At 71.1% G+C, this 21821-nt stretch carries 22 protein-coding genes and 4 pseudogenes; 10 read left to right on the forward strand and 16 right to left on the reverse strand.

The window, feature by feature from the left end; translation table 11 throughout:
- The first annotated feature begins 76 nt into the window (after nt 1-76).
- Nucleotides 77-646, forward strand: a complete 570-nt coding sequence (locus tag ACWGR4_RS03475; protein ID WP_452128168.1) for a GNAT family N-acetyltransferase — start codon at nt 77-79, stop codon at nt 644-646.
- A 349-nt stretch (nt 647-995) separates the two neighbouring features.
- Nucleotides 996-1460, forward strand: a complete 465-nt coding sequence (locus ACWGR4_RS03480; RefSeq protein WP_380006788.1) for a GNAT family N-acetyltransferase — start codon at nt 996-998, stop codon at nt 1458-1460.
- 188 nt (nt 1461-1648) lie between these two features.
- Here the strand turns inward: ACWGR4_RS03480 and ACWGR4_RS03485 are convergent, their stop codons facing one another.
- The 3 genes from ACWGR4_RS03485 to ACWGR4_RS03495 all read right to left on the reverse strand — a co-directional run bounded on the left by ACWGR4_RS03485 (nt 1649) and on the right by ACWGR4_RS03495 (nt 3761).
- Nucleotides 1649-2560: a phenylalanine 4-monooxygenase gene (locus ACWGR4_RS03485; protein ID WP_452128167.1), complete on the reverse strand. Its 912-nt coding sequence runs from the start codon at nt 2558-2560 to the stop codon at nt 1649-1651.
- A 143-nt stretch (nt 2561-2703) separates the two neighbouring features.
- Nucleotides 2704-3117 (reverse strand): Dabb family protein, encoded by a 414-nt coding sequence (locus ACWGR4_RS03490; RefSeq protein WP_380006794.1) that lies wholly within the window; start codon nt 3115-3117, stop codon nt 2704-2706.
- Nucleotides 3114-3761 carry a TetR/AcrR family transcriptional regulator gene (locus tag ACWGR4_RS03495; protein ID WP_452128166.1) on the reverse strand — a complete coding sequence of 216 codons (648 nt, stop codon included), beginning with the start codon at nt 3759-3761 and terminating at the stop codon, nt 3114-3116. The genes ACWGR4_RS03490 and ACWGR4_RS03495 overlap by 4 nt, the downstream gene beginning before the upstream one ends.
- Nucleotides 3762-3830: 69 nt before the next feature.
- Here ACWGR4_RS03495 and ACWGR4_RS03500 point away from each other — a divergent pair.
- A pseudogene (locus ACWGR4_RS03500) lies at nt 3831-4001 on the forward strand (dihydrofolate reductase family protein); the annotation flags it as partial.
- A gap of 118 nt (nt 4002-4119) precedes the next feature.
- Here ACWGR4_RS03500 and ACWGR4_RS03505 read toward each other — a convergent pair.
- Both ACWGR4_RS03505 and ACWGR4_RS03510 read right to left on the reverse strand, forming a co-directional pair.
- A pseudogene (locus ACWGR4_RS03505) lies at nt 4120-4437 on the reverse strand (MmcQ/YjbR family DNA-binding protein); the annotation flags it as partial.
- Nucleotides 4346-5101, reverse strand: coding sequence for a hypothetical protein (locus ACWGR4_RS03510; RefSeq protein ID WP_452128165.1), 756 nt, complete (start codon nt 5099-5101; stop codon nt 4346-4348). The gene ACWGR4_RS03510 and the pseudogene ACWGR4_RS03505, both read right to left, overlap by 92 nt.
- A gap of 173 nt (nt 5102-5274) precedes the next feature.
- Between ACWGR4_RS03510 and ACWGR4_RS03515 the strand changes: the two genes are divergently transcribed.
- On the forward strand, nt 5275-5691 hold the full coding sequence (locus ACWGR4_RS03515; RefSeq protein WP_452128164.1) for a hypothetical protein: 417 nt from the start codon (nt 5275-5277) through the stop codon (nt 5689-5691).
- 140 nt (nt 5692-5831) lie between these two features.
- Here ACWGR4_RS03515 and ACWGR4_RS03520 read toward each other — a convergent pair whose 3' ends face one another.
- On the reverse strand, nt 5832-6629 hold the full coding sequence (locus ACWGR4_RS03520) for an SIR2 family NAD-dependent protein deacylase (protein ID WP_452128163.1): 798 nt from the start codon (nt 6627-6629) through the stop codon (nt 5832-5834).
- 594 nt (nt 6630-7223) lie between these two features.
- Between ACWGR4_RS03520 and ACWGR4_RS03525 the strand changes: the two genes are divergently transcribed.
- Entirely contained in the window at nt 7224-8150 is a 927-nt protein-coding gene (locus tag ACWGR4_RS03525; protein ID WP_452128162.1) for an endonuclease/exonuclease/phosphatase family protein, read from the forward strand.
- Nucleotides 8151-9234: 1084 nt separating this feature from the next.
- Nucleotides 9235-9444 (forward strand): DUF1737 domain-containing protein, encoded by a 210-nt coding sequence (locus tag ACWGR4_RS03530; RefSeq protein WP_380006819.1) that lies wholly within the window; start codon nt 9235-9237, stop codon nt 9442-9444.
- Nucleotides 9445-9493: 49 nt separating this feature from the next.
- Here the strand turns inward: ACWGR4_RS03530 and ACWGR4_RS03535 are convergent, their stop codons facing one another.
- Nucleotides 9494-9799: a cupin domain-containing protein gene (locus tag ACWGR4_RS03535; RefSeq protein WP_452128161.1), complete on the reverse strand. Its 306-nt coding sequence runs from the start codon at nt 9797-9799 to the stop codon at nt 9494-9496.
- Between the two features lie 478 nt (nt 9800-10277).
- On the opposite strand from ACWGR4_RS03535, the gene ACWGR4_RS03540 reads away from it, so the two are divergent.
- Nucleotides 10278-10580, forward strand: a complete 303-nt coding sequence (locus ACWGR4_RS03540; RefSeq protein ID WP_452128160.1) for a helix-turn-helix domain-containing protein — start codon at nt 10278-10280, stop codon at nt 10578-10580.
- A gap of 445 nt (nt 10581-11025) precedes the next feature.
- Here ACWGR4_RS03540 and ACWGR4_RS03545 read toward each other — a convergent pair whose 3' ends face one another.
- From ACWGR4_RS03545 to ACWGR4_RS03570, 6 genes are all read right to left on the reverse strand, one after another.
- Nucleotides 11026-12147, reverse strand: coding sequence for a hypothetical protein (locus tag ACWGR4_RS03545; RefSeq protein WP_452134177.1), 1122 nt, complete (start codon nt 12145-12147; stop codon nt 11026-11028).
- A gap of 77 nt (nt 12148-12224) precedes the next feature.
- Entirely contained in the window at nt 12225-12962 is a 738-nt protein-coding gene (locus tag ACWGR4_RS03550) for a hypothetical protein (RefSeq protein ID WP_452128158.1), read from the reverse strand.
- Nucleotides 12963-13253: 291 nt separating this feature from the next.
- Entirely contained in the window at nt 13254-14849 is a 1596-nt protein-coding gene (locus ACWGR4_RS03555) for a protein kinase domain-containing protein (protein ID WP_452128157.1), read from the reverse strand.
- A gap of 69 nt (nt 14850-14918) precedes the next feature.
- Nucleotides 14919-15680 carry a serine/threonine protein kinase gene (locus ACWGR4_RS03560; protein WP_380006837.1) on the reverse strand — a complete coding sequence of 254 codons (762 nt, stop codon included), beginning with the start codon at nt 15678-15680 and terminating at the stop codon, nt 14919-14921.
- A gap of 417 nt (nt 15681-16097) precedes the next feature.
- Nucleotides 16098-17150, reverse strand: coding sequence for an aldo/keto reductase (locus ACWGR4_RS03565; RefSeq protein ID WP_452128156.1), 1053 nt, complete (start codon nt 17148-17150; stop codon nt 16098-16100).
- A gap of 58 nt (nt 17151-17208) precedes the next feature.
- A complete protein-coding gene (locus ACWGR4_RS03570) occupies nt 17209-17676 on the reverse strand; it encodes a VOC family protein (protein WP_452128155.1) in 468 nt (155 codons plus the stop codon).
- 113 nt (nt 17677-17789) lie between these two features.
- Here ACWGR4_RS03570 and ACWGR4_RS03575 point away from each other — a divergent pair, with 113 nt between their 5' ends.
- The gene (locus ACWGR4_RS03575) at nt 17790-18779 is read left to right on the forward strand and encodes a helix-turn-helix transcriptional regulator (RefSeq protein WP_452128154.1); all 990 of its coding nucleotides are present in this window, start codon (nt 17790-17792) and stop codon (nt 18777-18779) included.
- A 159-nt stretch (nt 18780-18938) separates the two neighbouring features.
- Here ACWGR4_RS03575 and ACWGR4_RS03580 read toward each other — a convergent pair whose 3' ends face one another.
- The 3 genes and pseudogenes from ACWGR4_RS03580 to ACWGR4_RS03590 form a co-directional block, all read right to left on the reverse strand.
- Complete coding sequence (locus ACWGR4_RS03580) at nt 18939-19193, reverse strand: hypothetical protein (RefSeq protein WP_452128223.1); 255 nt, start codon at nt 19191-19193, stop codon at nt 18939-18941.
- Between the two features lie 16 nt (nt 19194-19209).
- A pseudogene (locus ACWGR4_RS03585) lies at nt 19210-19412 on the reverse strand (CGNR zinc finger domain-containing protein); the annotation flags it as partial.
- Nucleotides 19413-19518: 106 nt separating this feature from the next.
- Nucleotides 19519-19638, reverse strand: a pseudogene (locus tag ACWGR4_RS03590) (transposase); the annotation flags it as partial.
- Nucleotides 19639-19738: 100 nt separating this feature from the next.
- On the opposite strand from ACWGR4_RS03590, the gene ACWGR4_RS03595 reads away from it, so the two are divergent.
- Nucleotides 19739-20416, forward strand: a complete 678-nt coding sequence (locus ACWGR4_RS03595) for a response regulator transcription factor (RefSeq protein ID WP_452128153.1) — start codon at nt 19739-19741, stop codon at nt 20414-20416.
- 77 nt (nt 20417-20493) lie between these two features.
- The gene (locus tag ACWGR4_RS03600) at nt 20494-21765 is read left to right on the forward strand and encodes a sensor histidine kinase (protein ID WP_452128152.1); all 1272 of its coding nucleotides are present in this window, start codon (nt 20494-20496) and stop codon (nt 21763-21765) included.
- Nucleotides 21766-21821 lie beyond the last annotated feature (56 nt).

Below are 21821 nucleotides of genomic sequence, written 5' to 3' on the forward strand. Positions count from 1 at the left end.
CGCGGGGGTGGGTGGTCGTCGTCGGAGGCGGCGAAATGCGGTGGACGGGCGCGCGGTTGTCGCCGATGATCCGTTGGTGACCAACCCCGACGACGCCATCCGACCCGTGTTCGTCACCCCCGAGCGGCAGGTCCGCTGGGTCTTGTTGGCGGGCCGACCGCTGACCTGCCTGGTGGCCGGCGATCTGGTCGGGGCCCGCGCGCATACCGGTCTGGACCTGCCCGAGTTCTTCGTGTCCGAACGAGCGCTTGGCCTGTGGCGAGAGCGTTTCGACCAGGTGACCGCCGACCCGGCGAGCGCCCCGTGGGTGGCCCGGGCCGCGGTCTCCGAACCGGACGGCGCGGTGGTCGGCTACGCCGGCTACCACGGCCCGCCGAACGAGGACGGCATGGTCGAGATCGGCTACACGGTGGTACCGGAGGCCCGCCGTCGCGGCTACGCCAGGGCGATGCTGCGCTCGCTCCTGGTCCGCGCGGCCGAGGAGCCCGGCGTGCGCGTGGTCCGGGTCACCATCGCTCCCGACAACGTCGCGTCGCTCGCGACCATCCGGGGCTTCGGCTTCGTCGAGACGGGCGAGGACATCGACGAGAAGGACGGCCTCGGAATCATCCACGAGGTCCCGGCCGACCACATCCTGGGAACCTGACCGATCCCACTCCGAGCCCCCGACACCCGCGGCTCCGCACGGCTCCTCGACGCCTTGCCCTACATCTCGGTATCGCAGTAGCCCCACCCGCGGCCCGCGGCCCGCGGCCCGCGGTCACCACAAGCCCGACCGAGCCGCCCGATGCTCTCGGGGCGGGCGCTTCGCGCGCTCGCTGCTCGCAGCCGGCGCCACGACCGCGACGGACACGATCCGCCTGCCGCGCCGCGCGGGCGGCGTGAGCCCGGTGCGGGTGGCATCCACCGCCAGGGCTGTCCCGATGGTGACGTTTGCGCTGGTCACCGGCCCAAATAGGGATGCCCATCCACCCGGAGGCTTGTATGAATACCCCATGTCGATTCGTGTACAGCTTGCCGACTTGGACCATGCGAACTGGGAGGAGGTGGTCGACCTGACGGTCTCCCGGGAACAACGCGACTTCATCGCACCGAACGTGTACTCGATCGCGGAGAGTCGTTTTCTCCCCGGCTTCGTGACCAGGGCGGTGCTGCACGACGGGCGTGCGGTGGGTTTCGCGATGTACGGACCCGATCCCGACGACGGGGAAATCTGGCTCTACCGCTTGATGATCGACGAGGCCCACCAGGCGCGGGGGCTGGGACGCGCCGCGCTGCGGGAAGTCGTCACACATGTGGGGGAGATGTTCTCGGCACCCCTGCTCCGGCTCGGTGTACGTGCGGACAACGTCGCGGCCAGGGCGCTGTACATCTCCGCCGGATTCGTCCCCACGGGACAGATCTTCGGAGACGAGGAGATCTTGGACCTACGCCTCTCCGACGAGCGTGGGGCCTGCTGAGCCGTGTTCCCGACCGCCCGGCAGGACACCGGCGGCACGAGCGTCCAAATCCTGTCGTAGCACCCCGAGCCGGTGGGTCGGCCGCATCGAAAGAACGCGCCGACCCACCGCCCCGCCGCTTGCCCGCGATGGGCGACGACCTCCGACAAGGCCCGTACGCCGACCCCGATCGAGGCGCGCGCTCGGCCTCATGGCCGGGGCGGGTGCGTCGGGAAGCCCCGTTCGGTGAGGGCGGGGAGGCGGTGACGGTCGCGGGTGTTCTCGTCGAAGTCGTCGAGGAAGGCATGGAGGAGGTCGGCGAGGTGGGTCAGGGAGTCGACGGTGAACAGGACCGGTTGATAGCCGGCGACCTGGTAGGGCATGCGGGCCATGTCGGCGAGGTCGAACGGGCGCAGTTCGGCCCGGGCGAAGCGGGCGAGTTCGCCGAACGACGACAGTAGGGCCGCTCCGTACGCCGTGGGTATGCCGCGGTCGAGGACGGTGCCGTATTCGAGGGTGAACCAGTACACGCGGCTGATCAGGTCGAGCGCGTCGGCGCTGTCCACGCGGGCCGCGGCCCGGCCCACCGTACGGTACAGGTCGGCGAGGGCCGGGTCGGCGAGGTGGATACCGTGCCCGAACACGTCGTGCAGGACGTCCGGTTCGGGGGTGTAGAGCGCCATCGCGGGATGCCGCACGTACTGCACGGCGTGGAAGTACCCCTCGGCCATCGCGCCGAGGAAACGCTTGTTCGGCACGATTCCGCCCGCCAGGGTGAATCGGAACCCGGTCAGGGCCTGGAGCGCGTCGGAGACCTCCTCGTGCTGGGGGACGCCGTCGGCGGGAATCGGCGCCGCCTCCCGCGCGCGCAGAAGCTCCGGGCAGATACGGCCGTCCTGCGCCCGCAACAACGCGCGGTGCACCTTCCGCCAGGTGGCGTGTTCGGCCTCGGTGTAGCGCACCGGGGGAGACGGCTCGCCCACCCGGTGACCGCGGGCCCGGTCGGCGATCAGGTTCCTGCGGCGGACGTAGCCCGGATCCGCGAAAGCGGGATGTGCCTCGGCCGGGCCCATCGTGACCCCGCCCGGGTCCAGCGGAGTCGGACGCGTGCAATCGATCATGAACCAGATCGTGGACCGGACCGGAGCCGACCACACCTGCGCCTCGCCCACACGGGCGACGGCACCCGGCCGACTCCCGGAGCCGCGGCCACGTCGAGTCGCCGCGGGGCTCCCGACCCGGCCGGGCAGCGTTGGACGATTGGTCAGGCGTTGGGCGTGGGTGCCCCGCTGCCGCTGTAGGAGGGCAGGTCGGCCACGAGCTTGGTGAGGGCCGGGTCGCCCGCGTAGCGGCGTTCGTGGAGTTCGGCGATCCTGCGGGCGATGTCGGGGTCGTCGCTGTCGGTGGTGTCGTACGAGACGAAGGTTTCGAGGAGCGGCAGGCCGATCCGGTCGGTGTGGGCATGCGAGGGTGCCATCAGGTACTCCCAGTACCCGTCGAGGTCTTCGAGCACGAACACGGCGCCGTACTCGAAGTCGCCGCCGACGTCCCTGCCGACGATGTACCGCACGACCGCGTCGATCGACTCGCCCTGGTTGCGCAGGCTCGCCAGGGCCTCCTCGCGCTGCTCGGCGGTGACGGTCTCCTTGAAGGCGAAACGGTTGTGGTGGTAGATCATTTCTCTCCCCTGACGTTCGGACGGTGGGCGCGCGGGTGGTGCGTGTCGGGGTCGGTGGGTGGGGCGGTCCAGTAGCCGAGCAGGGCCGACACCGCCTGTTCGGCCAGGTGCAGGGCGCGGTCGAATCCGACGTCCTCGATCGACCCGATGCCGGCGAGACCGTGCAGCGTGCCCCACAGCAGGTCGCAGGCGTCGTCGAGGTCGACCGGCCCGGCCCCGGTGTCGGCCGCCCACGCGTGGACGACCCGGCGGGTGAAGGCGAGCACTTCGGCGGCGGCCGCGCGGCGGGTGGCGGCGTCGACGCCCGTGCCGGCTCCGCCCGACACGAGTTGGTACGGGCCGGGCTGCGATCGGGCGAACTCCAGATACGCGGCCGCGGCCAGGTGCGGCCCTCGTGACGCCGGCTCGCCGACCACCGCGGACCGCATCCGCTCCAGCAGGTCCGCGTTGGCCCGCTCCAACAACGTTCGAAGCACGGCCTCCTTGCTCGCGAAATGCTGGTAGATCACCGGCGCGCTGTAGCCGATCTCGGCGGCGATCCGCCGGATCGTCACGGCCTGCCAGCCCTCGGCCTCCGCCATGCGGCCGGCGGCGTCCAGGATCTCGGCGAACGTCCGCCGACGAACGTCCTCCCGCCTTCCCATCCCAACTCCTAACGGCGTTAGATAATCTAACGTCGTTAGCATCTCTCGCAATTCCGGTCCTGTCAAAGAGTGTCGGGCTTCGTCGCAGGCGAGGTCCCCGATGGCCAAGACGAGTTCAGGCCCGAGGAAGAGGCGTCCGTCGACGAACGCACGCAGGCGTCCAAGGTGGTGTTCTCCTCCTCCCTCGAGGAGCCACTGACGTGGGCCGACTCCACACTCGTCCGCGACGACGCCGTCGAGTGATCACGCCCGGTCCGGGTCGCGTCGAAGAGCCACCACCGCCGTGGGGCCGGACGCACACTCGACTCCTGCGATGTCCATGCTGCGCACCGCCGATGTCGGAGACCAGGTCGTAGGAATCCTCGACCGCGTCGGTGACCAGTCGCCGGGTGATGCCGGGTCCCGGCCCGAGTGAGATCCAGTGCCGTTTGTCGAGGTGGCGGCCCGGGGTGATCGAGGCGTGGGCGCGCACGTGGGAGCGGGCGTGCTCGGGTTCGCACTTGACGGTGACGATCTGCTCGTCCGGGTCGTCGGTGACGAGTTCCCCGCGGCCGGGGTGGCGCGGACCGCTCCGAGGCGGGCCGTCAGGGCCGGACCGACCGTCCCGGGCGTGAGGGGAGAGGATCGCGCAGCCTGGCCACGTACCGCCGATAGGCCCGCGCCTCGGCCGATTCACCCACGACGGCGGCGAGGCGGTCGGGGAACATCACGCTTCCCGCGTGCAGTTGGGTATTCGTCCCGAACCGGTTGCCGTGCAGGCGGCCGGTCACCAGCCGCCCCCGGTGCCAAGGGGTCAACCTGGACCGGCCGGCTACGACCGGGCCGCGGTTGACCTGGAACCAGACCTCGCGCCGGTTGCCGAACAGCACGACACTCTCCCGGAGATGACGCACATCGGTGTACACGTCGAAGTCCCAGTCGCCCGAAGCCGCCCCCGAGCCGCAGCAACCGCGAAGGTGGTGCAGGAACCTAGGCAATTCGATAGGTGCCCCGAACGGAATCACCGCGTCGGCACAGGGCTCACCGGCGTTGAAATAGATTCGGAACTCCAAACCGTACATCCGCCCTTGGACCTTCCTCCGAACCCAGAGCGAGAACATGTCCGCGTCGTCATGGCTGGACCGGCTCACCGCACGGACGCGCCGACTCAGGTGCTCGAACGACAGCGTTTCGCGATCGACCAACAGACCGGGGATACGATCGAGCGAGCCATGGAGCAGATACAGACACATCAGGTCCACCGGATGTGTCTCGTGTGCCGCCCGGGTAAAGAATCCGTCGGAAAAGCCGTCCCGCAAAGCTGTCTCCAGCCCTCCCGCCCACTGCCGCGTCGTGGGCACGGGGTGAATCTACGGCGTGCGGCGTCGCTCGCACAGTCGGAGCGCGGTGCGGATGTCGACCACTCCACACGGGATCGGGCACCTGGACCTTCCCGGCCTTGGCATCAGGCTCGGGTGCGTGTCGAGGGACGATGGGGTACGGACGGTGCCGGACGACCAGGGGGATACCACCGATGGACGAAGAGGAAAGTCTGCGCCGCTTCGGGCTCCGCCCCGGTCGCGCGCACCTCGACGAGATCCGTGAACTGCTCGGCGAGCATACGGAACGCGAGCGCCGTGCTCAGGGCGAGGGCGACACGGAACTGATGAAGCTCTGCTGCGTTCAACTGTTCAACAGCGGCGAGCTCGACGACGTTCTGCTCGTCTGGAGCGCGAAGGAAGCCGGCTTCGACGCGGCGTGCTCGATCGACATCGAGCTTCTTCTCGGCCACGGAATCGAGCCGACGAAGACCTACCTCTCGGCCCACCCCTCGCGGTCTGCGCCGGTGGTGCTGAACCGTCTGCGCGAGCTCGAATCGGAGGGCGCGTTCGAGGGTTTCTCGGTGGAGGAGTTGTCGGCCGGCTACGACAGGTACTACGAGGACGAGTGAGCCCGGTGGGTGGCTCGGTCGATCCTGACGGGGTCGGTCTCCGCCGGCCCGTCACGCCATCGACAAGGCCCGGGCGATACCGGTTGTGCCTGAGCCGAACGCCCCACGGCGCGTGGCCGGGTCCGGTGGACGTGGACGGCTCATCGGGTGGGCGTTCCGCCGGCCACGAGCGCGGTCACCAGTCGCGGCACGAGCACCTCGATGTCGCCCCGCAACACGGTGCTTGCGGCGTCGTCGTACGGCGTGCATTCGGCGTTGACGATCACCAGCTCGACACCGCTCTCGATCGCGGTGGTACACAGGTCGGCGGCGGGCCGCACCCGCAACGACGTTCCGATCACGAGCAACACCTCGGCCGCGCGCACGGCGTTCGCCGCACGCCCGAGGAGGTCGCGGTCCGGGTGTTCGCCGAACAGAACCACATCCGGCCGCAACGTTCCCTTCCCGCATGCCGGGCACGCGGGCTCGCCCGTTCCGGCCCGGACCGCGCGCAGCGCGTTCGCCATCGGCACCCGGCACCGGCATCGCACACAGCGGGCCCGAGCCAGGCTTCCGTGCAGTTCGAGCACGCACTCGACGGGGCTGCCCGCACTCCGATGCAGTCCGTCGACGTTCTGCGTGGCGATGATCGCTCGAAGCCGAGCGAGCGCCCGGTGCGCCGCGCCCGGTCGGGCGTGGGCCACCCCGGTTGCGGCCAGGTCACGCCACACGCGTGCCCGCACACCCGGGTCGGCGGCGTACCGCTTGCGGTGGGTGTCCTGTTCCCGCGCCGGATCACGGGTCCACACACCGTGCGGACCGCGAAAGTCGGGGAGACCGGAGGCGGTGGAGATGCCCGCCCCGGTCAGCAAGGCGAGCCGGCGCACCCCGCGTCGCCCCACCTCGGCCACCCGGCCGCCGAGTTCGGCCCCGTCGGACTCGGTTGCGATCGTATTCACAGGTGCGAACTCTCCCTGGTGGGGCGGTCGACGAGGAGGCGTGGGCCGCATGGAAATCGGAAATTGCCGGACCCGCCGCGCGAACGGTGTCGGTGGGTACCTCACGTGTTGCGGTACGGCGATGTGTTCGCCCAGGACGGTCGATTGCGCGGTGCCCGCCCGAGTCTGCTCATCAAGCGGTGACGGCGCATCCGAAATTCCGGTCGGGCGGTGCGTCGACGCCGACATGCCCCGCCGAAGCCTCCCATCGAGTGACGGGCGCGCGATGGCCGTGAAGGGCCGGTTCGATGCGCCTGGAGGCCGGCGCCGCTTCGACCCGTTGGGTGCCGTCATGCCGTTCCCGGCCGGCCAGAGTTCACCGCAGACCGGCGCACCGGACCGCGGCATGTGGCGCGTGGCGAGCAATGGCGGCGGCGGCCATCGGTCGCGTGGTTGTCGGTCGCGCCTGCGCGGAATCCGGAAATGTTCGTGTGATCATCGAGGGAAGTCGATGGGTCGATGTCCTCGCCGGCGACGTCGAGACAACCGACCGTGTCGCGAACTCCGTGTGTCCGAGCGCCGGTTGCCGGCGACGTGCGCCATGAAGGGATGTCCGTGCGCGCCAGACTGCTCCTGCTCGCCGTCTTGGCGCTCTGCCTGGTACCCGGGTTCTCCGCGACCGCCGCACAGAGCCCCACCACGGGCGGTGGACCTGCCTTGCACTTTCTTCAGTACAACATCTGTGGTGGTTGGAGCGGTTGTACCGAGGATCCCTCGATAGCGGGAGAGGTCACCCGCCGAGTCGCGAAGGTCGAACAAGAGATCACCAGCTGGAACAGCGACGCGGTGTTCCTGAGCGAGGTGTGCGGTGTGCAGTTCGAGACACTCCTGGCCGAGCTCCGTCCACGCGGCTATACCGGCGTCTTCCACAGCCAACTGGACACGGGCTCCGGCTGCCGGCCCGACAACCGAGGCGGGACCCACGAAGGCATCGCGGTCCTCGTCAAGGGCCCGGTCGGCCCGGGCACGTTCCACAACCTGACGACCCCCGGCACCACGCGCGAACAGTTCGGCCTGCTGTGCACCGACACCGCGCTGCGAGATCGTCGCGTCCACGTGTGCAGCGGACATCCCAGCCCCGAGGACGTCGGCGTGGAACAGAATCGAAGGCTTGCCGCAATCGTCGACGCCGTCGTGCGCTCGGGCACACCGGTGATCGTCGGCGGGGATCTCAACCTCACGCCCGAGCATCCGGGCCTGGACGGCATGTACTCCCACACCGGCGGCCACGGACGATTCGTGGAGGTCGACGACACCAACAAGGCGTACTACACCCCGAACTGCCCGCCCTCCGCCGCGCAATGCCGCAGCGGCGCGCCCACGTTCGCCACCGCGAAAGCGACACCGATCAAACTCGACTACGTGTTCGTCAGCGCCGCGCACTTCGTCGACCGCGCCGGCACCGTCACCGGCCACGACCCCACAATCACGGATCACGACGCCTTGCGTGGCCAGGCCACCTGGGCCCCGACATCGACGTGATGGATGGCCGACAACCAGCGCGTCCCGGCCCGGCAACCTCCACCACGACGCCATGGACACACGATCCACCGGACCGCGCGTGTGCGGTCGTCCTTCCCGTACGCGCCCTCCGCGATCGCGTAGTCGCAGGTCGGTAGGCGCTTGCGCCGCCGGCGGATGGACGGTGACCGTGGCGGGCCTGCGGGGGTCACTCCCATACGCGGTGTGGCCTTCCTCGGTCTGGAGGCATACGCGCATGCCCTGGGCCAATGTGCCGCTTCCCGGGCAACCCTACCGACGGCAACGTGCCGTCGCGCCGGACCGGACGCGCGCCCCGAAGCCCCGGCGCCGCAGCCGAGCCGAAAACCCCGGTTGGACGGCCGCGCGTCGCCGGGAACGTAGAGGCACAACTCGACGACGTCGGCGACCTTCTCGGCCGCGCCGAGTCCTCACCCGCCGATCGGTCGGCTGGAGGTGCACCTCGCGCCACTGACCCCCGGTACACCCGCCGCGGCGCAACGCCTCCCCCGACGCGAGGGACGGCCGTCGCGAACACGTGGCCGCCGCGGGCGGCGAGCCCATACCCCCCTTCCCTCGACACCAACCCACCAGCGCGGGCGAGACGTTCCAGGGCTGCCCACGGCCACGCCGCCTCGACGCCTGTGCCCGTCACGCCCCGATACCGCCCGGCCGATCAGCGGATGTGGCACGATGCCGGCGATACATGGCACGAGTGCCACTGGCCGCGTGCCGGGTGGCGTTCGTAGCCTCCTCGCATGGCGCAACGACTTCACGCTCGACCTTCCTTCAGGCCCCTTGCCCGAGGGGTGTCCCCGCCACCGTGACCGGCCCGCCACCCGGCCCGTCCCACACGGCGAACAACGGGAATCCGCCCCGAAGCCGCGCCCGCCCCGCTCGACCCTTCTCGTTCGACCGAGAGAAAGCGAGACCCCTCCACCATGAGCCTCGGCCATCGCACTTCACGCATTTGCGCGACCGCCCCCGAGCCTGCCGTGGCGGCAGCCCAGCGCCCCGGGAAGCCACGACATCGGAGCGAACCGTCCCACCGGATCGGTGGGCGGGCGCGCCGGGAAGGTTCCTCCTCATGAGCACGCCACCCGACGGATTGCCGATCTATCGCGTCATCACCGGGCCGGACGACATCGGGTTCTGCCGGCGGGTGAGCGAGGCCATCATCCTGGGCTACGAGTTGCACGAAGGCCCCGCCGTCACCTTCGACGGCGAGAACGTCGTCGTCGCCCAGGCACTGCTCTGGCCGACACGGACGACGAACCCCGGAAAAGCCCCGCAATGATCCCAATCGGCAGGCGACATGGAAACGGGCCCCACCTCGGCGGTCCTCGTCACACCCCGGATTCCTCCAGGATCACCAACGTGCCGCGGTTGCCGGGGCGCACAGCATGTCGCGCGCCTGCCGGCACCCGGTACATCCCGCCTGCCCCGACGGTGACCTCGGCGCCCTCCACCAGCAGTTCCAGTCGCCCGTCGAGCACCAGGAGTATTTCGTCGCGCCCGTGAGCCTCCTCCCGAACCGGATTGCCGTCCATACGCAGGATGTTGACACGGGCCGTGCCCACGTTCCCCACGGAGCGGGAACTCCAGGCGGTCGCCGGCGCGGCTGCCGTCTCCACGATGTCGATGGAATCCATCACATACCTCCCGGCGGGCTGTCCGCGCCACGGCGCAGGCAGCCCGTTCGTCGTCTTCGGTGGATGTCCGGAAGGTATCCGAGCGCGGACGGTCGTTGGTCGACCGTTCGGCAAAGCCTCACGGCACGCCCTCCCGCCGACGACCCATGGCGACCCATGACGACCATCGACCCCACCCGGTCGGCCCACCACCAGTGCGCGCGGCACCCCGACGTCGATCCGCCGGACAACCGGCCCAGGCCGCTGCCGACACTACGGACGCGGACGCGTCCTCGACGCGGCGACCCGGCGCTGTCGAGCCTGCGTCGATCCCACCATCGCGCCACCTCGGCACCGTGTGCCTGTGCCTGCACCTCCTGCGCCTCGACCACGGCCGGGCGGCGGCGAACACGATGGCCCGATTCCTGGTCAGCCCACCGCATCGCGAAGGAGGACAGGCCCAGTTCATCGAACCACCGGCGACTCGGAGATCACCGACGTGATCACGTGGATCCTGGCACACCTCGGTGAGCCCCTCACCCTGGAAACGATCGGCCGGCACAGCCACATGAGCCCCCGGGCCCTGCGCCGCAGATTCCGGGCCGTGACCGGAACGAGCGTCATGAACCGGGTGGCCGCGCAACGCGTTTCCCGCGCCCGTGAACTCCTCGAAACCACACGTCTCGGCGTCGACGAGATCGCGCACCGATGCGGCTTCGGCTCCGCGGAGTCGCTGCGCATCCACTTCACCGCGATGACCCGAACCAGCCCGTCGAGATACCGCCGCACCTTCGCCGGCTGACCCCCGCGAGAAACCTTTCCCGGCCGGCGGAGGGCCTCACTGGTGTTCCAGAGGCCACAGTCGCCGGCACCAGAACGCACCAGGACCGGAACCAGGAACCAGGACCAGGTCGGCTCGCGCCGTCGTCGCGGACAGCAGTTTGCGCAGGTCCGAGGTGACCCGCTTCGGCCGGTCGGCGGCCTTCTCCAGTCGCGAGGGCCGCCTCGTCGACCCGCATGCCCGCCGCGTCGTGATGGGCCGACGCCGACCAGGGATCTGCCCAACCGCCACGGGCTCCCGACGCGAAAAGGCGATGCCGTGGTTGACCCACGGCATCGCCCTTCGCCGTCCGGCGAGCCGTCCCGGTTGTTCCTCGTCCGTCACCACGATGGGTGGACCGTAGTGCGAACCCCGTTACACACCGCCGGACTTCACCCTCTGTGCGTGCTGGGCGTCCGCGCCTGCATTACGGACACAGCGGCACGTCGGGTAGTCGGTCGTCGGGTGAACCGACGTAGATGTTGGTCATGTAGCCCCCGTACTGCGGCAGATGAGCCCACCACCGGTTGGTGTACGGCGGGACCGTGATCTCCTCCCCTTCGACCTGGCAGTCGACCAGGACCTCCACCCCCGCGGGGAGGGTCGTCACCACCGACGATCCGGTGTTCGATCCCTTCCGCACGTGCACCCCCGTGCTCCACGTGCCGAACCGGGATCCGGTCGGTCGCACCGCGCCGGATACGTTCAGCGAGCGCGTCAGCCGGCCCACGTCGGTGTAGGCCTTTCCGTACGACGTGCCCGCCGGATGGAGCGTCAGGACCGCCACGATCGACCGGTCCCCGGCCCCGACCGTGCCGGTGGTGTGCAGTGCCGGACTGGTCAGGTCGACCCCGCCGATCGTGGTCGCCGTACGGACGGGAGCAGCCGAGGGCGCGGCGGCGGTCGGCCCGCAACCACCCGAGTCGAAGCCCGACCAGCCCTGCTTGACCGCCCACGGACGGTCGAAGGCGGACGGGATCCCGAAGTGCTGGTCGAAGCTGTCGACCGCACACCGGGTGGACTGGCGCAGAACCCCCATCACCACGTCGCGCACCGGAGCCGGCGCGGTGTCGAGCAGGTAGCGGTAGATCCGGACCACGTCGGCGGCCGACAGAGCGGTGTAGCCCCAGAAGTTCGGGTCGTCCGGCGGCGCGGTGTCGACCAGGTGCAGTCGGGTCACCATGCGCTCGACGATCGCCCCGTATCCGGCCCGCGCCCAAAAGTCCCCGGCCGCGGCGTCGTCGCTGCCGCGCAACATGCGGTCGAAGGCCGGTCGATCGACGGCCGGAATCGCATATGTGGGCCCGCGATTCCACAGGTAGTCGAGGGCGATGAGCAGTTTGACCACCGATGCCGAGCGGAACCGCCGGTTCGCGTCGAGTTGTGCGGTGAACGTACCGGTGCGCCGGTCGAACACGGCGACTCCGGCGGTCACTCCGGCGGGCACCTGGATCGCGCTCGGCCTCGCCGCCGTGCCGGACGAAGCCGCCGGTCGGCCCGCGGCCGGGCTCCCGTTCCAGACCCCGGCCAAGATCGCGGTACACAGCACCGGCACCGCGAGCAGTCGGCCCACCAACCGGGTCGGCAACCCCGCCGCCGAGGCGGCGAGGTCACCGCACGCCGGGGTCAGCGCAACTCCCGGCGCGCGGGGGCGGAGGCCACGGACGGGGGGCGCCCGGTCGGCAACTGTCTGTAGCGCGGTGGTCGCCCCGCTGGTTCGGATCGGACCAGGCGTGGATCCCGCCGTCGGCGAAGGCCCCTGCACCCGAACGCCGCGGGTCCGTTCTGCGCCGCCTGGCCGACGGGCACGGGCGTCGCGACCGAGATCAACGCCGCCGCACTCGCGACGAGCGTGTCGACTCGCTTCTTCATGAGCTGAATTCCCTTCGATTCGAACGGTGTTGACGTCGACTCAGTCGCGGGCGGTGGCGCCGAGTTCGGTGGACAACGCGTGTGGCGCGCGTCCCGTACCACCGCCGAGCGCACGAGACGGGGCAGCGCCTCGGTGACCTTGCGGGCCCGAAACCAGCTCGGCAGATCGCCGTAGAGTCCGCGCCGGGCGTTTGCCGCGCAGCCCTTGTCGCTGTGCCGGATCGTCCCCGATCCCGGGACACGGGCCTCCAGGCGCTGATTGCCGTCGCCGTGGAACGCCCGCAGGGCCGCCGACCGGCGCGGCTCCGCCAACGCGCGGAAGCAGCGCTGGTCGGGGTCGTCGTCCGCGATCGCGTTGCGTCGGGTGCGGATCGCCCGGCCATAGCCGTTCGACGTGGCCCGTGCCGGGTCGTCGATGACGTACGGGAAGCGGGTGTCCACCGCTTCGGGCGGCTCGTCGGTCACCCGGGACTCGAACCCGGCCGCACGCATGCAGTCGCGGGTCGGGACCTTCTCGGCCCGGGCGAGCGTTCCCCGCTTCGCCTCGGTGAGGTCGCGGGGCGCGGGGCGCGGGCGCAGACCCGGCGGCCGACATCCCGTCCGACCCGCAGCCGGTGATCGTCGCCACCACGGCCGCGCAGATCGGCGCGGCCACGTGTCGCCTGCGATCCGCCATGTCCGTGCCCCCGTTCCCGCCGGCCCCTTCGCTGGTTGAAAACGATAGGCGGGGCGCGGGGCGAACGGTCCCTGACGGATGTCAGGGTCGCCGGCCGGCCGGCGGTTTCAGCCGGACGGGGCAGTCGGCGCGGAGGCAGGTGACGGCGTGCCGGTGTACTCCGCGAGGTAGCGCAGCACGAGGTCCACGTGTGCGCGCGTGCGCGGCGGCACGCTCCTGGCCTCCCGGACCGTGCGGTCGCTGGTGCGATAGGCGGCCACGGTCAGTGCGGGTACGTCCTCGCGCAGCCCTTCCTGCTTGATGTGTTGGGCCAGCCAGCAGACGTAGATGCCCATGGTCGCGATCGCGTCGGGTGGCGACATGTAGTCCTTGCGACCGTCCCGATCGCCGTCCACCGCCCACGCGTTGAATACCCGGGGCGTCCACATGGCGATCCCGTACTCGTCGCTCTCGGGTCGCGCCGCGCGGGCGTCGAAGCCGCTCTCCGCCTTGAGCATCGCGGCGAGCAGTGCCGGGGTGACCTCGGCCTCGGTGCAGCGCTGGGCCGCGTTGGCGATCATCGGCCGCAATTGCGCGGGCACGTCGGATCCGGCGGGGATGTCCCCGGCGATCCGGCGCGGCTCCGCCGTGGGGGCGGGAGCACCGGCGGAGCCGGCCGGCCCGCTCGCGGCGGCGGACGAGGCCGCCTTGGCCCGCGTGTCGTGGTCGCCGTCGCCGCGCAGTCCGAGGCCCACGCCCACCCCGGCGAGGGCCACGGCGGCCACCACCAGGGCCGCCACCAGGCGTCGGCGTCGGGGTCTGGTGGCGCCGGACAGTGCCCGCACCCGCTCGTCGATCTCCGCCGCGTCGAGTCGGGAGCGGGATTCGTGGTCGGGGGCGAGGCATTCGGTGATCAGCCGCCGCCACTCCTGGGGCACCCGGTCGTCCAGGCGCAGCGGATCGACCCCGCGGGCGTAGGCCTGGGCGGCGAGCGCGCGGGCCCGGGCGTTGCTGCCGACGAACGGGTGCAGTCCGCCGGTCAGGACTTGGTGGGCGAGTACGCCGAACGCCCAGACGTCGGCCGTGGGGCGGATCACCGTGCCGCGCTCGCCGGTGCGTTCCGACCACCACTCGGGCGGCACGTGGTCGAGCGAGCCGAGGGGTGGGATGTAGGCGTGCGTGCCGTCGAGTTCGGCGGTGAGTCCGAAGTCGGCGAGCCAGACGTCGCCGGTCGCGGAGAGCAGGGTGTTGGCCGGCTTCAAGTCGCCGTGTACGAGGCCGTGTTCGTGCATGTGTGCCAATCCGGCGGCCACGCCGCGCAGGATCCGGCCGGCGCCCGGTACTTCGAGCCCGGATTCGGCGCTGTCCAACACGTCGCGCAGGCTGCGCGCGGCCCGATCCATGACCAGGCCGACCACGGAGCGCAGTTCGGGGTGGTCGGGATCGTCGACGGTGACCACGGCGTGCGTGCGGACCAGGTTCGGGTGGTCCGCGGTCCGGCTGAAGTGCACCTCGCGGTACACGAGTTCGTCCATGGAGCTGCGCTGGCCCGGGGTGAGCAGGTCGGTACGCAGGAACTTGATCGCGACGGGTGTCCCGTCGCTCGTCCGTTCCGCGGCGTACACGCTGCCCCAACTGCCGGACCCGATCGGTTCGGTCACCCGCCAGTCGGCGACCACCAGGCCGGTGGGTACATCGAGCGGGGGCGGTGCGGGCTGGTCCATCCTCGGCATCACTCTTCGTTTCCTCGACGAACTCCGGCCCCGCTGTGGCCGGACCGACTTCGCGACGGATCACCTGCCGCGTGGCGGCAACAGCGCCAGGTGTTCCTCCCGCACGAGGTCGAAGCGCAGCGCCAGGGTCACCAGGCGCTCACGCTTGTGTCCGGTGCGCCCGGCCTCGTCCCCGGTGGCCTCCCGCAGGCGCAGTTTGGTGGAGGCGAGGTAGTCGATGTGGTAGTTGATCGCCGAACGGGTCAGATCCGCGTGCCCGGCGAGCGGGCGCAGGCGTTCCAACACCTCGCCGGCGCCGGGCGTCGCCGCGTCGAGTGCGCCGCGCAGGCGTGGTTCGCACAGCGCGAGCAGGACCAGGAAATACTTGGACGTGGGATCGAGCGCGAACGGACTGGTCGTCAGTTCGCCGCCGCGAGGTTGCGAATCCCGGTCCAGATAGGCGTGTTGGGGGGCGAACACCTTGAACGACACGTCGCCGTCGGCAACCGGGAGCACCAGCCGGGAGAACTCGAACGGTACCGGAGCGCCGAGCCGACCGGGCGCGACCTTGAGGTATTCCCCGGCACCTTCCAGGTTTTCCACGACGTAGGTCGCGGTGCGGCTGAAGTTGGACAATCGCCAATAGTCCTCGGCGGCGACCAGTTCCCCGGCCCGCCGCGACACCCCGGGATCGGGTAACACGATCGACACGGGCGCATCGGGCACTCCACGCCCGAAGTCGGCACTCTGCCCCGGCCCCAGGCGCAACACCGCGGGCGTGCCCGGCACATCCCCTTCGTTTCCCGGCTCCGGCTCCGGCAACTGCACGATGACCGTATCCACCACGTACCCCCGTACCCCCGCAACATGCGAGCATGATAACGCCGGTCGACGCTCGGTGACGGAACACGGAACATCGCCACTCGGGCAGCGCGATCGGGTTCGTGTGCGGCATGGGTCACCGGGGAGCGGAGCAGTGGTCCGATTGCAGCGCGGTGGGGAAATCGACGCCCCCCGCACCGGCGGTCCCGTGGTGGCGTCGCGGCGCCGGACCCGTGGTCCCCACTCCGCATGTGCAACCCGCTGCGACGGCCGCGTCTTGGGCCATCGAACGCGGACCGAGGGCACCCGTACGCCCGGCGTCCGCGCCGGTCGCCACGCACGTGCCGGTTCGGCGCATCCCGCGTGCACTCGACCCCGGTGCGCCCCAGGGTCGGGGTGTTGTCGGTGGGTGGGTCGGTTCCGGTGCCGGAGCCGTCGTCACGGTGGCGACTGTCGGCGCGCTGCCCGGGTTTCGCGGGTGCGTCGGCGGAGTTCCGGCTGTGCGAGCGCCGGCGGGACGTGGGCGACGTCGATGGGTCCGACGTCGGTTCCCGGCGGCACGATCTCGTCGATGCGGTCGAGCAGGTCGTCGTCGAGGAGCGTGTCCGCTCCCGCGAGCAGGTCGTCGAGCTGATCGGGTGTGCGTGGGCCGACGATCGCCGAGGTGACCGCGGGGTGGGCGGTTACGAACGCCAGAGCGAGGTGGGGCAGCGACAATCCGGCCTGCTCGGCGATTCGGGCAAGAGCTTCGACGGCGTCGAGCTTACGTTCGTCGGTCATGTGCCGCCGTGCCCAGTGCAGGCGCCCGGCCGACGCCGTTTCCCCGCTGCCCCTGCGGAGGCGACCGGCGAGCAGGCCCATCGCCAGCGGGCTCCACACCAGAACACCCAGCCCGTGGCGCTCGCAGACCGGCAGGATCTCGCGCTCGATCCCGCGGTTGAGGATCGAGTAGTGCGGCTGTTCGGAGCGGAAGCGGGCGAGCCCGCGCTGTTCGGCCACCCACTGGGCTTGGACGATGTCCGAGGCGGGCAGGTTGGAGTGGCCGATCGCACGGATCTTGCCCGCGCGCATCAGGTCGGTCAGCGCACCGAGGGTTTCCTCGATGTCGGTGCCGGGCTCGGGGTGGTGGGCCTGGTAGAGGTCGATGTGGTCGACACCCAGGCGGCGCAGCGACCCTTCGACCGCGGAAACGATCCACCGGCGGGAGCTGCCGCGCCGGTTGGGGTCGGACCCCATCGGGCCGTTGAATTTCGTGGCCAGGACGACGTCGTCGCGGCGGCCCCGCAGGGCCTTTCCGACGATCTTCTCGGCTTCGCCGTCGCCGCCGTAGACGTCGGCGGTGTCGATGACGTTGATGCCGGCGTCGAGGGCGCGGTGGACGATGCGGACGCAGTCGTCGGGGTCGGGGTTGCCGTACGGGCCGAACATCATCGTGCCCAGGGTGTAGGTGCTGACCTGGATGCCGGTCCGGCCGAGGGGGCGGGTTCGCATGGGGTTCTCCTCGGGGAGGAAGTGTGCGGCCGGACCGGCCGCACACCTCGCGCAACGGTCAGTCCCGGGTGTACGCGGCCGCGACGTCGACGATCCAGGTGACGCCGAAGCGGTCGGCCAGCATCCCGAACGCGGGCGCCCACTGGGCGGGACCGAACGCCTCGATCACGGTCGCGTCCTTGGCGAGGCCGTCCCACACGGGGGTGACCTCGTCGATGCTGTCGCCGCGGACGGACAGGAAGAACGGTTCCCGGGTGATCGTGGTGCCGTTCTCCCGACGCGTGGTGGGCGCGCCGGGGTCGGTCGGCGTGTGCTCGCCGGGCACGTCGTAGGCCATGACCCGGAAGCCGTTGTCGGCGACGACCTGGCCGAACACGACGTTCGTCGCGCCGGGCAGTTCGGCGGGCATCCCGAAGTCGGCGTAGGTGGCGACGGTGAGCCGGCCGCCGAAGACCGACTGGTAGAACTCCAGGGCCTCGCGGGCCTGGCCGTGGAAGTTCAGATGCGCGACAGCGTTGAGCGACATGGTGTTCCGGTCCTTCACGAGTGATTTCCGGTGCCGGAGGTTTCCGGCGACAGAACCGACGATGGCAGCAGTACAGGTCAGAGAACGTCCGCTACTTGTGGCATGGTGCAAACATGCCGATCGCCTCCTCGACGACGACCTCCAGCCGGCTGCTGGCGCTGCTGTCCATGCTTCAGGCCCGCCGCGACTGGCCGGGCGGCGTGCTCGCCGAGCGGCTGGGCGTCAGCGAGCGAACCGTGCGCCGCGACGTCGACCGGCTGCGCGAGCTGGGGTACCGCGTGCAGGCGGTCAAGGGCCCCGACGGCGGCTACCGGCTCGCAGCGGGCAGCCAGGTGCCGCCGCTGCTGTTCGACGAGGAGCAGGCGGTTGCGCTGGCCGTGGCGTTGCGGATCGCCGTCGGGACGGGCGCGGGCATCGAGGAGGCGGCCGCGCGGGCGCTGGCCGGCGTGCGACAGGTGTTGCCGTCGCGGTTGCGGCAGCGAGTCGACGCCCTCGAGATCAGCGCGACCGGGCACGGTGTCGATGCGCAGGTCGATACCGGGATCCTGCTGACGCTGAGTGCCGCGGTCCGCGCGGGGGAGGAGCTGCGGTTCGACTACCGCTCACCGGGGCGCACCGAGGATGCCGAGCCGCGCCCGCCTCGCCGGGTGCAGCCGCATCACCTGGTGGCGCGGGCCGGCCGCTGGTACGTCGTCGGCTGGGACCCCGACCGCGGCGACTGGCGGACCTTCCGGGTCGATCGGATGACACCGCGGGTTCCGAATGGGCCGCGGTTCGTTCCCCGTGAAGTGCCGGGCGGCGACGTGATCGCCTTCCTGTCGGCCCGGTTCAAGGGTTCCGAGAGCGCGGACGCCTGGCCGTGCCGTGGCGAGGTGATCCTCGGCCTGCCGGTGGCGGAGGTGGCCCCGTTCGCCGGCGACGGTGTCGTCGAGGAACTCGGCGCCGGCCGGACCAGGCTGACGACGGGATCCTGGTCCTGGGCCGCTCTCGCGGCGGCGTTGGCCCGCTTCGACACCGAGATCGAGGTGGTTGCCCCACCGGAACTGCGCGCGGCGTTCGCGGAGTTGTCCCGTCGCGCCGGCCGCGCCGCAGGGACCGGATAGCGCGGCAGCCCACATGCCGGCGCACTCCACGGCCGCGAGGACGGCCGGCCTCGGGACGTTCGGCCGGACCACGACCCCGGAGACGGGTCGGCCTTCCTCTCTCCTCCCGCCGCCTCACGCCGCCCCCACCCGTCGCCGCGCCTCAGGTGTTTGCGCAGGTCAGGGGCTGTCCTGGGCGAGCAGCCGGGTAACCACGTCGTCGAGGACGGCGAGCAGGTCCGGCAGGGGGTACGTGCAGTCGCCGAGTGCGTGGTGGAGCTCGATGCCGTCGACGGCCGCGTAGACGAACTCGCCAATGAAGCGCAGGCGTTCGGGATCCGGCAGTGGATGTTCGTCCGAAGCGGCGTCGCCCTGGAGGGTGTCGGCGAACGCGCGGACCGTCCAGGCGTTCGGTTTGGCGAGCCGGGCGCGCAACGCGTCGTCGTGGAGTCCGAGTACGGCGATGGCGGCGTGCCTTTGGGTGGTTGCCGCAGACGGCCATCGAGCACCAGCGGGCGCGGTGGGCGCGGCTGCGGTCGAGCGGGAACAGCCGGCACTCGTCGTTGGCGCAGGGGCGTAGCCGGCCGGGCAGTTGCGCTTGGTGGCGGCCCAGGCGAGAACCGCCTCGACGGCCGGCCGGACATGCGGCAGCGTCTCGACCTGGGACTGCCGTCGGCCACGGGCGCCGCGATCGTCCCGCCCGGACCGTCCCGTGATCCGCCTCCAGGCCGACGGCAGCGCCGTGTACACCCTCTCTGCCCTGTGGAGCCACGCCCGCGAACATGCGACCGTCCTTGGGAAAGGGCACGTCGTCCATTGCCCACGCGTACGGACGCACCAGGGGGAGCAGCCGCTCGGCGATCCGCCGCCGCACCGGCAGTTGGTGCGAGCAGGAGGGCTCCGTGATCGGCCCGGTCGACCCGATGGCCCGGGTTAGGCTGCGGGACGCTGGGTCGCCGAGTGTGGGTGGAGGCGGGGCGTTGCGGGTGCTTGTGGTCGAGGATGACGAGGAGATGGCGCAGGTCGTGGCGGTGGGTCTGCGGCGTGCGCAGATGGCCGTCGATCTCGCGTACGACGGCGAGGCGGCGTTGGAGCGGGTGTTGGGGCCCGATCGCGACGCGTACGATGTGGTGTTCTTGGACCGGGACTTGCCCGGCACGCACGGCGACGACGTCTGTGCGGCGCTGATCGCCGCCGGTGGCCGCAGTCGCGTGCTGATGCTGACGGCCGCGGCCACGGCGGACGACATTGTGGACGGGTTGGGGCTCGGGGCCGATGACTACCTGCCGAAGCCCTTCGATTTTCCGGTGCTCGTCGCCCGGATCGCCGCGTTGGCGCGCCGCTCCCATCCGGCCGTGCCGCCTGTGGTCCGGTGCGGCGATCTGGTCGTCGACACCGGCCGGCGCACCGCCGTCCGGGGCGGTCGGCCGCTGGTGCTTACGCCGAAGGAGTTCGGCGTGCTCGAACTGCTCCTGGCCGCAAGGGGTCGCGCGGTCTCCGCCGAGGAACTGCTCGAGCGTGTCTGGGATGAGACGGCCGACCCCTTCACCAGCGCGGTGAAGATCACCGTGAGCCGGTTGCGGGCCAAGCTCGGGGCGCCGCCGGTCATCGAAACGGTCGCCGGCCGGGGCTATCGGATGCTGGGAGAAGTCGCCTGAGCGGGATGGCGGGCCGGGCCGGCCGGCCGATCCCGCGGACGTTCCTCCGTGGGCCCGGTCGCCTCACCGTCGGGATCGTGCGCTCCGGTCGGCCCCGCGGTACCGTGCGGTTGCGGTTGACCGCCCTGTACGGCGGGCTGTTCCTGGTTTGCGGTGCGGCGCTGTTGGCGATCACCTACGCGCTGGTGGCCGGCGCCCTGGAACGTCCGCCCGCGGTGGTCAAGCGTGAGGTGAGTGTCGGCGCTCCGACTGTCGGCGCTCCGACTGTCAACGCTGCGGCTCCCGGCGCGGACATCCCGGCGCCCGGCGACGGAGCGCGGCCGAACGCAGGGCCCGGTGACCCGGCCGCCGCGGACTCCCTTCAGCAGGAGGTCCGGCGGACCGTCGACCACCAAAAGTCGGCCATGCTGCACACCCTGATCGTCCAGTCCGGATTCGCACTGGGGCTGATGGTGGTGACATCCGTGCTGCTGGGATGGGTGGTGGCCGGTCGCATTTTGCGACCGCTGCGGACCATCACCTCCACCGCGCGGGACATCTCCGCCACCAGCCTGCAACGGCGTCTTGCCCTGGACGGACCGCGGGACGAACTCCGGGAGCTGGGCGACACGTTCGACGCGTTGCTGGCCCGGCTCGAGGGATCATTCCAGGCGCAGCGGCAGTTCGTCGCCAACGCCTCCCACGAGCTGCGTACGCCGCTGGCCCGGCAGCGTGCGCTGGGCCAGGTCGCGCTGGCCGACCCCGAGCCGAGCATCGCGTCGCTGCGTACCGCCCACGAGCGCATACTCGTTGCGGGGGAGCAGCAGGAGCGGCTCATCGAAGCGCTGCTCACCCTCGCCCGCGGCCAAGCGGGCGTCGACGTTCGCCGCCCGGTCGACCTGGCCCGGCTCGTCGCCGAGAGCGTGGTCGGATGCGGCACGGACGCCGCGGCCCGGCTCGTCACGCTGCGCCCGTCGCTCGACGTGGCCGTCACCGCAGGTCATCGGGCGCTCGTCGAACGGCTGGTCGCCAATCTGCTCGACAACGCGATCCGTTACAACACGCCCGGCGGACACGTCGACATCGGCACCGCCACGGAGAACGGCCGCGCCGTGGTCACCGTCGCCAACACCGGGCCTGTCGTACCCGCGGACGCCGTCGAACGGATCATCCGGCCGTTCCAACGCCTCGACGCGACCCGCCCGGCCCGCAACGTGCGCACCGCCGACGCCGCGGGCCTCGGCCTGGGCTTGTCCATCGTCGCGGCAATCGCGTCCGCCCACGACGCCGCGTTCACCGCCGCCGCGCGCCCCGACGGCGGCTTGGCGGTCACCATCGCCTTCCCCGCGGCGGCGACGAAACCGCCGTGAAACCGGCCGCTCGGTAGAACTTCCGTCAGCGCGGCAGGCGCACCGACAGCGGTGCC

The organism is Embleya sp. NPDC055664 (genome assembly GCF_053618075.1).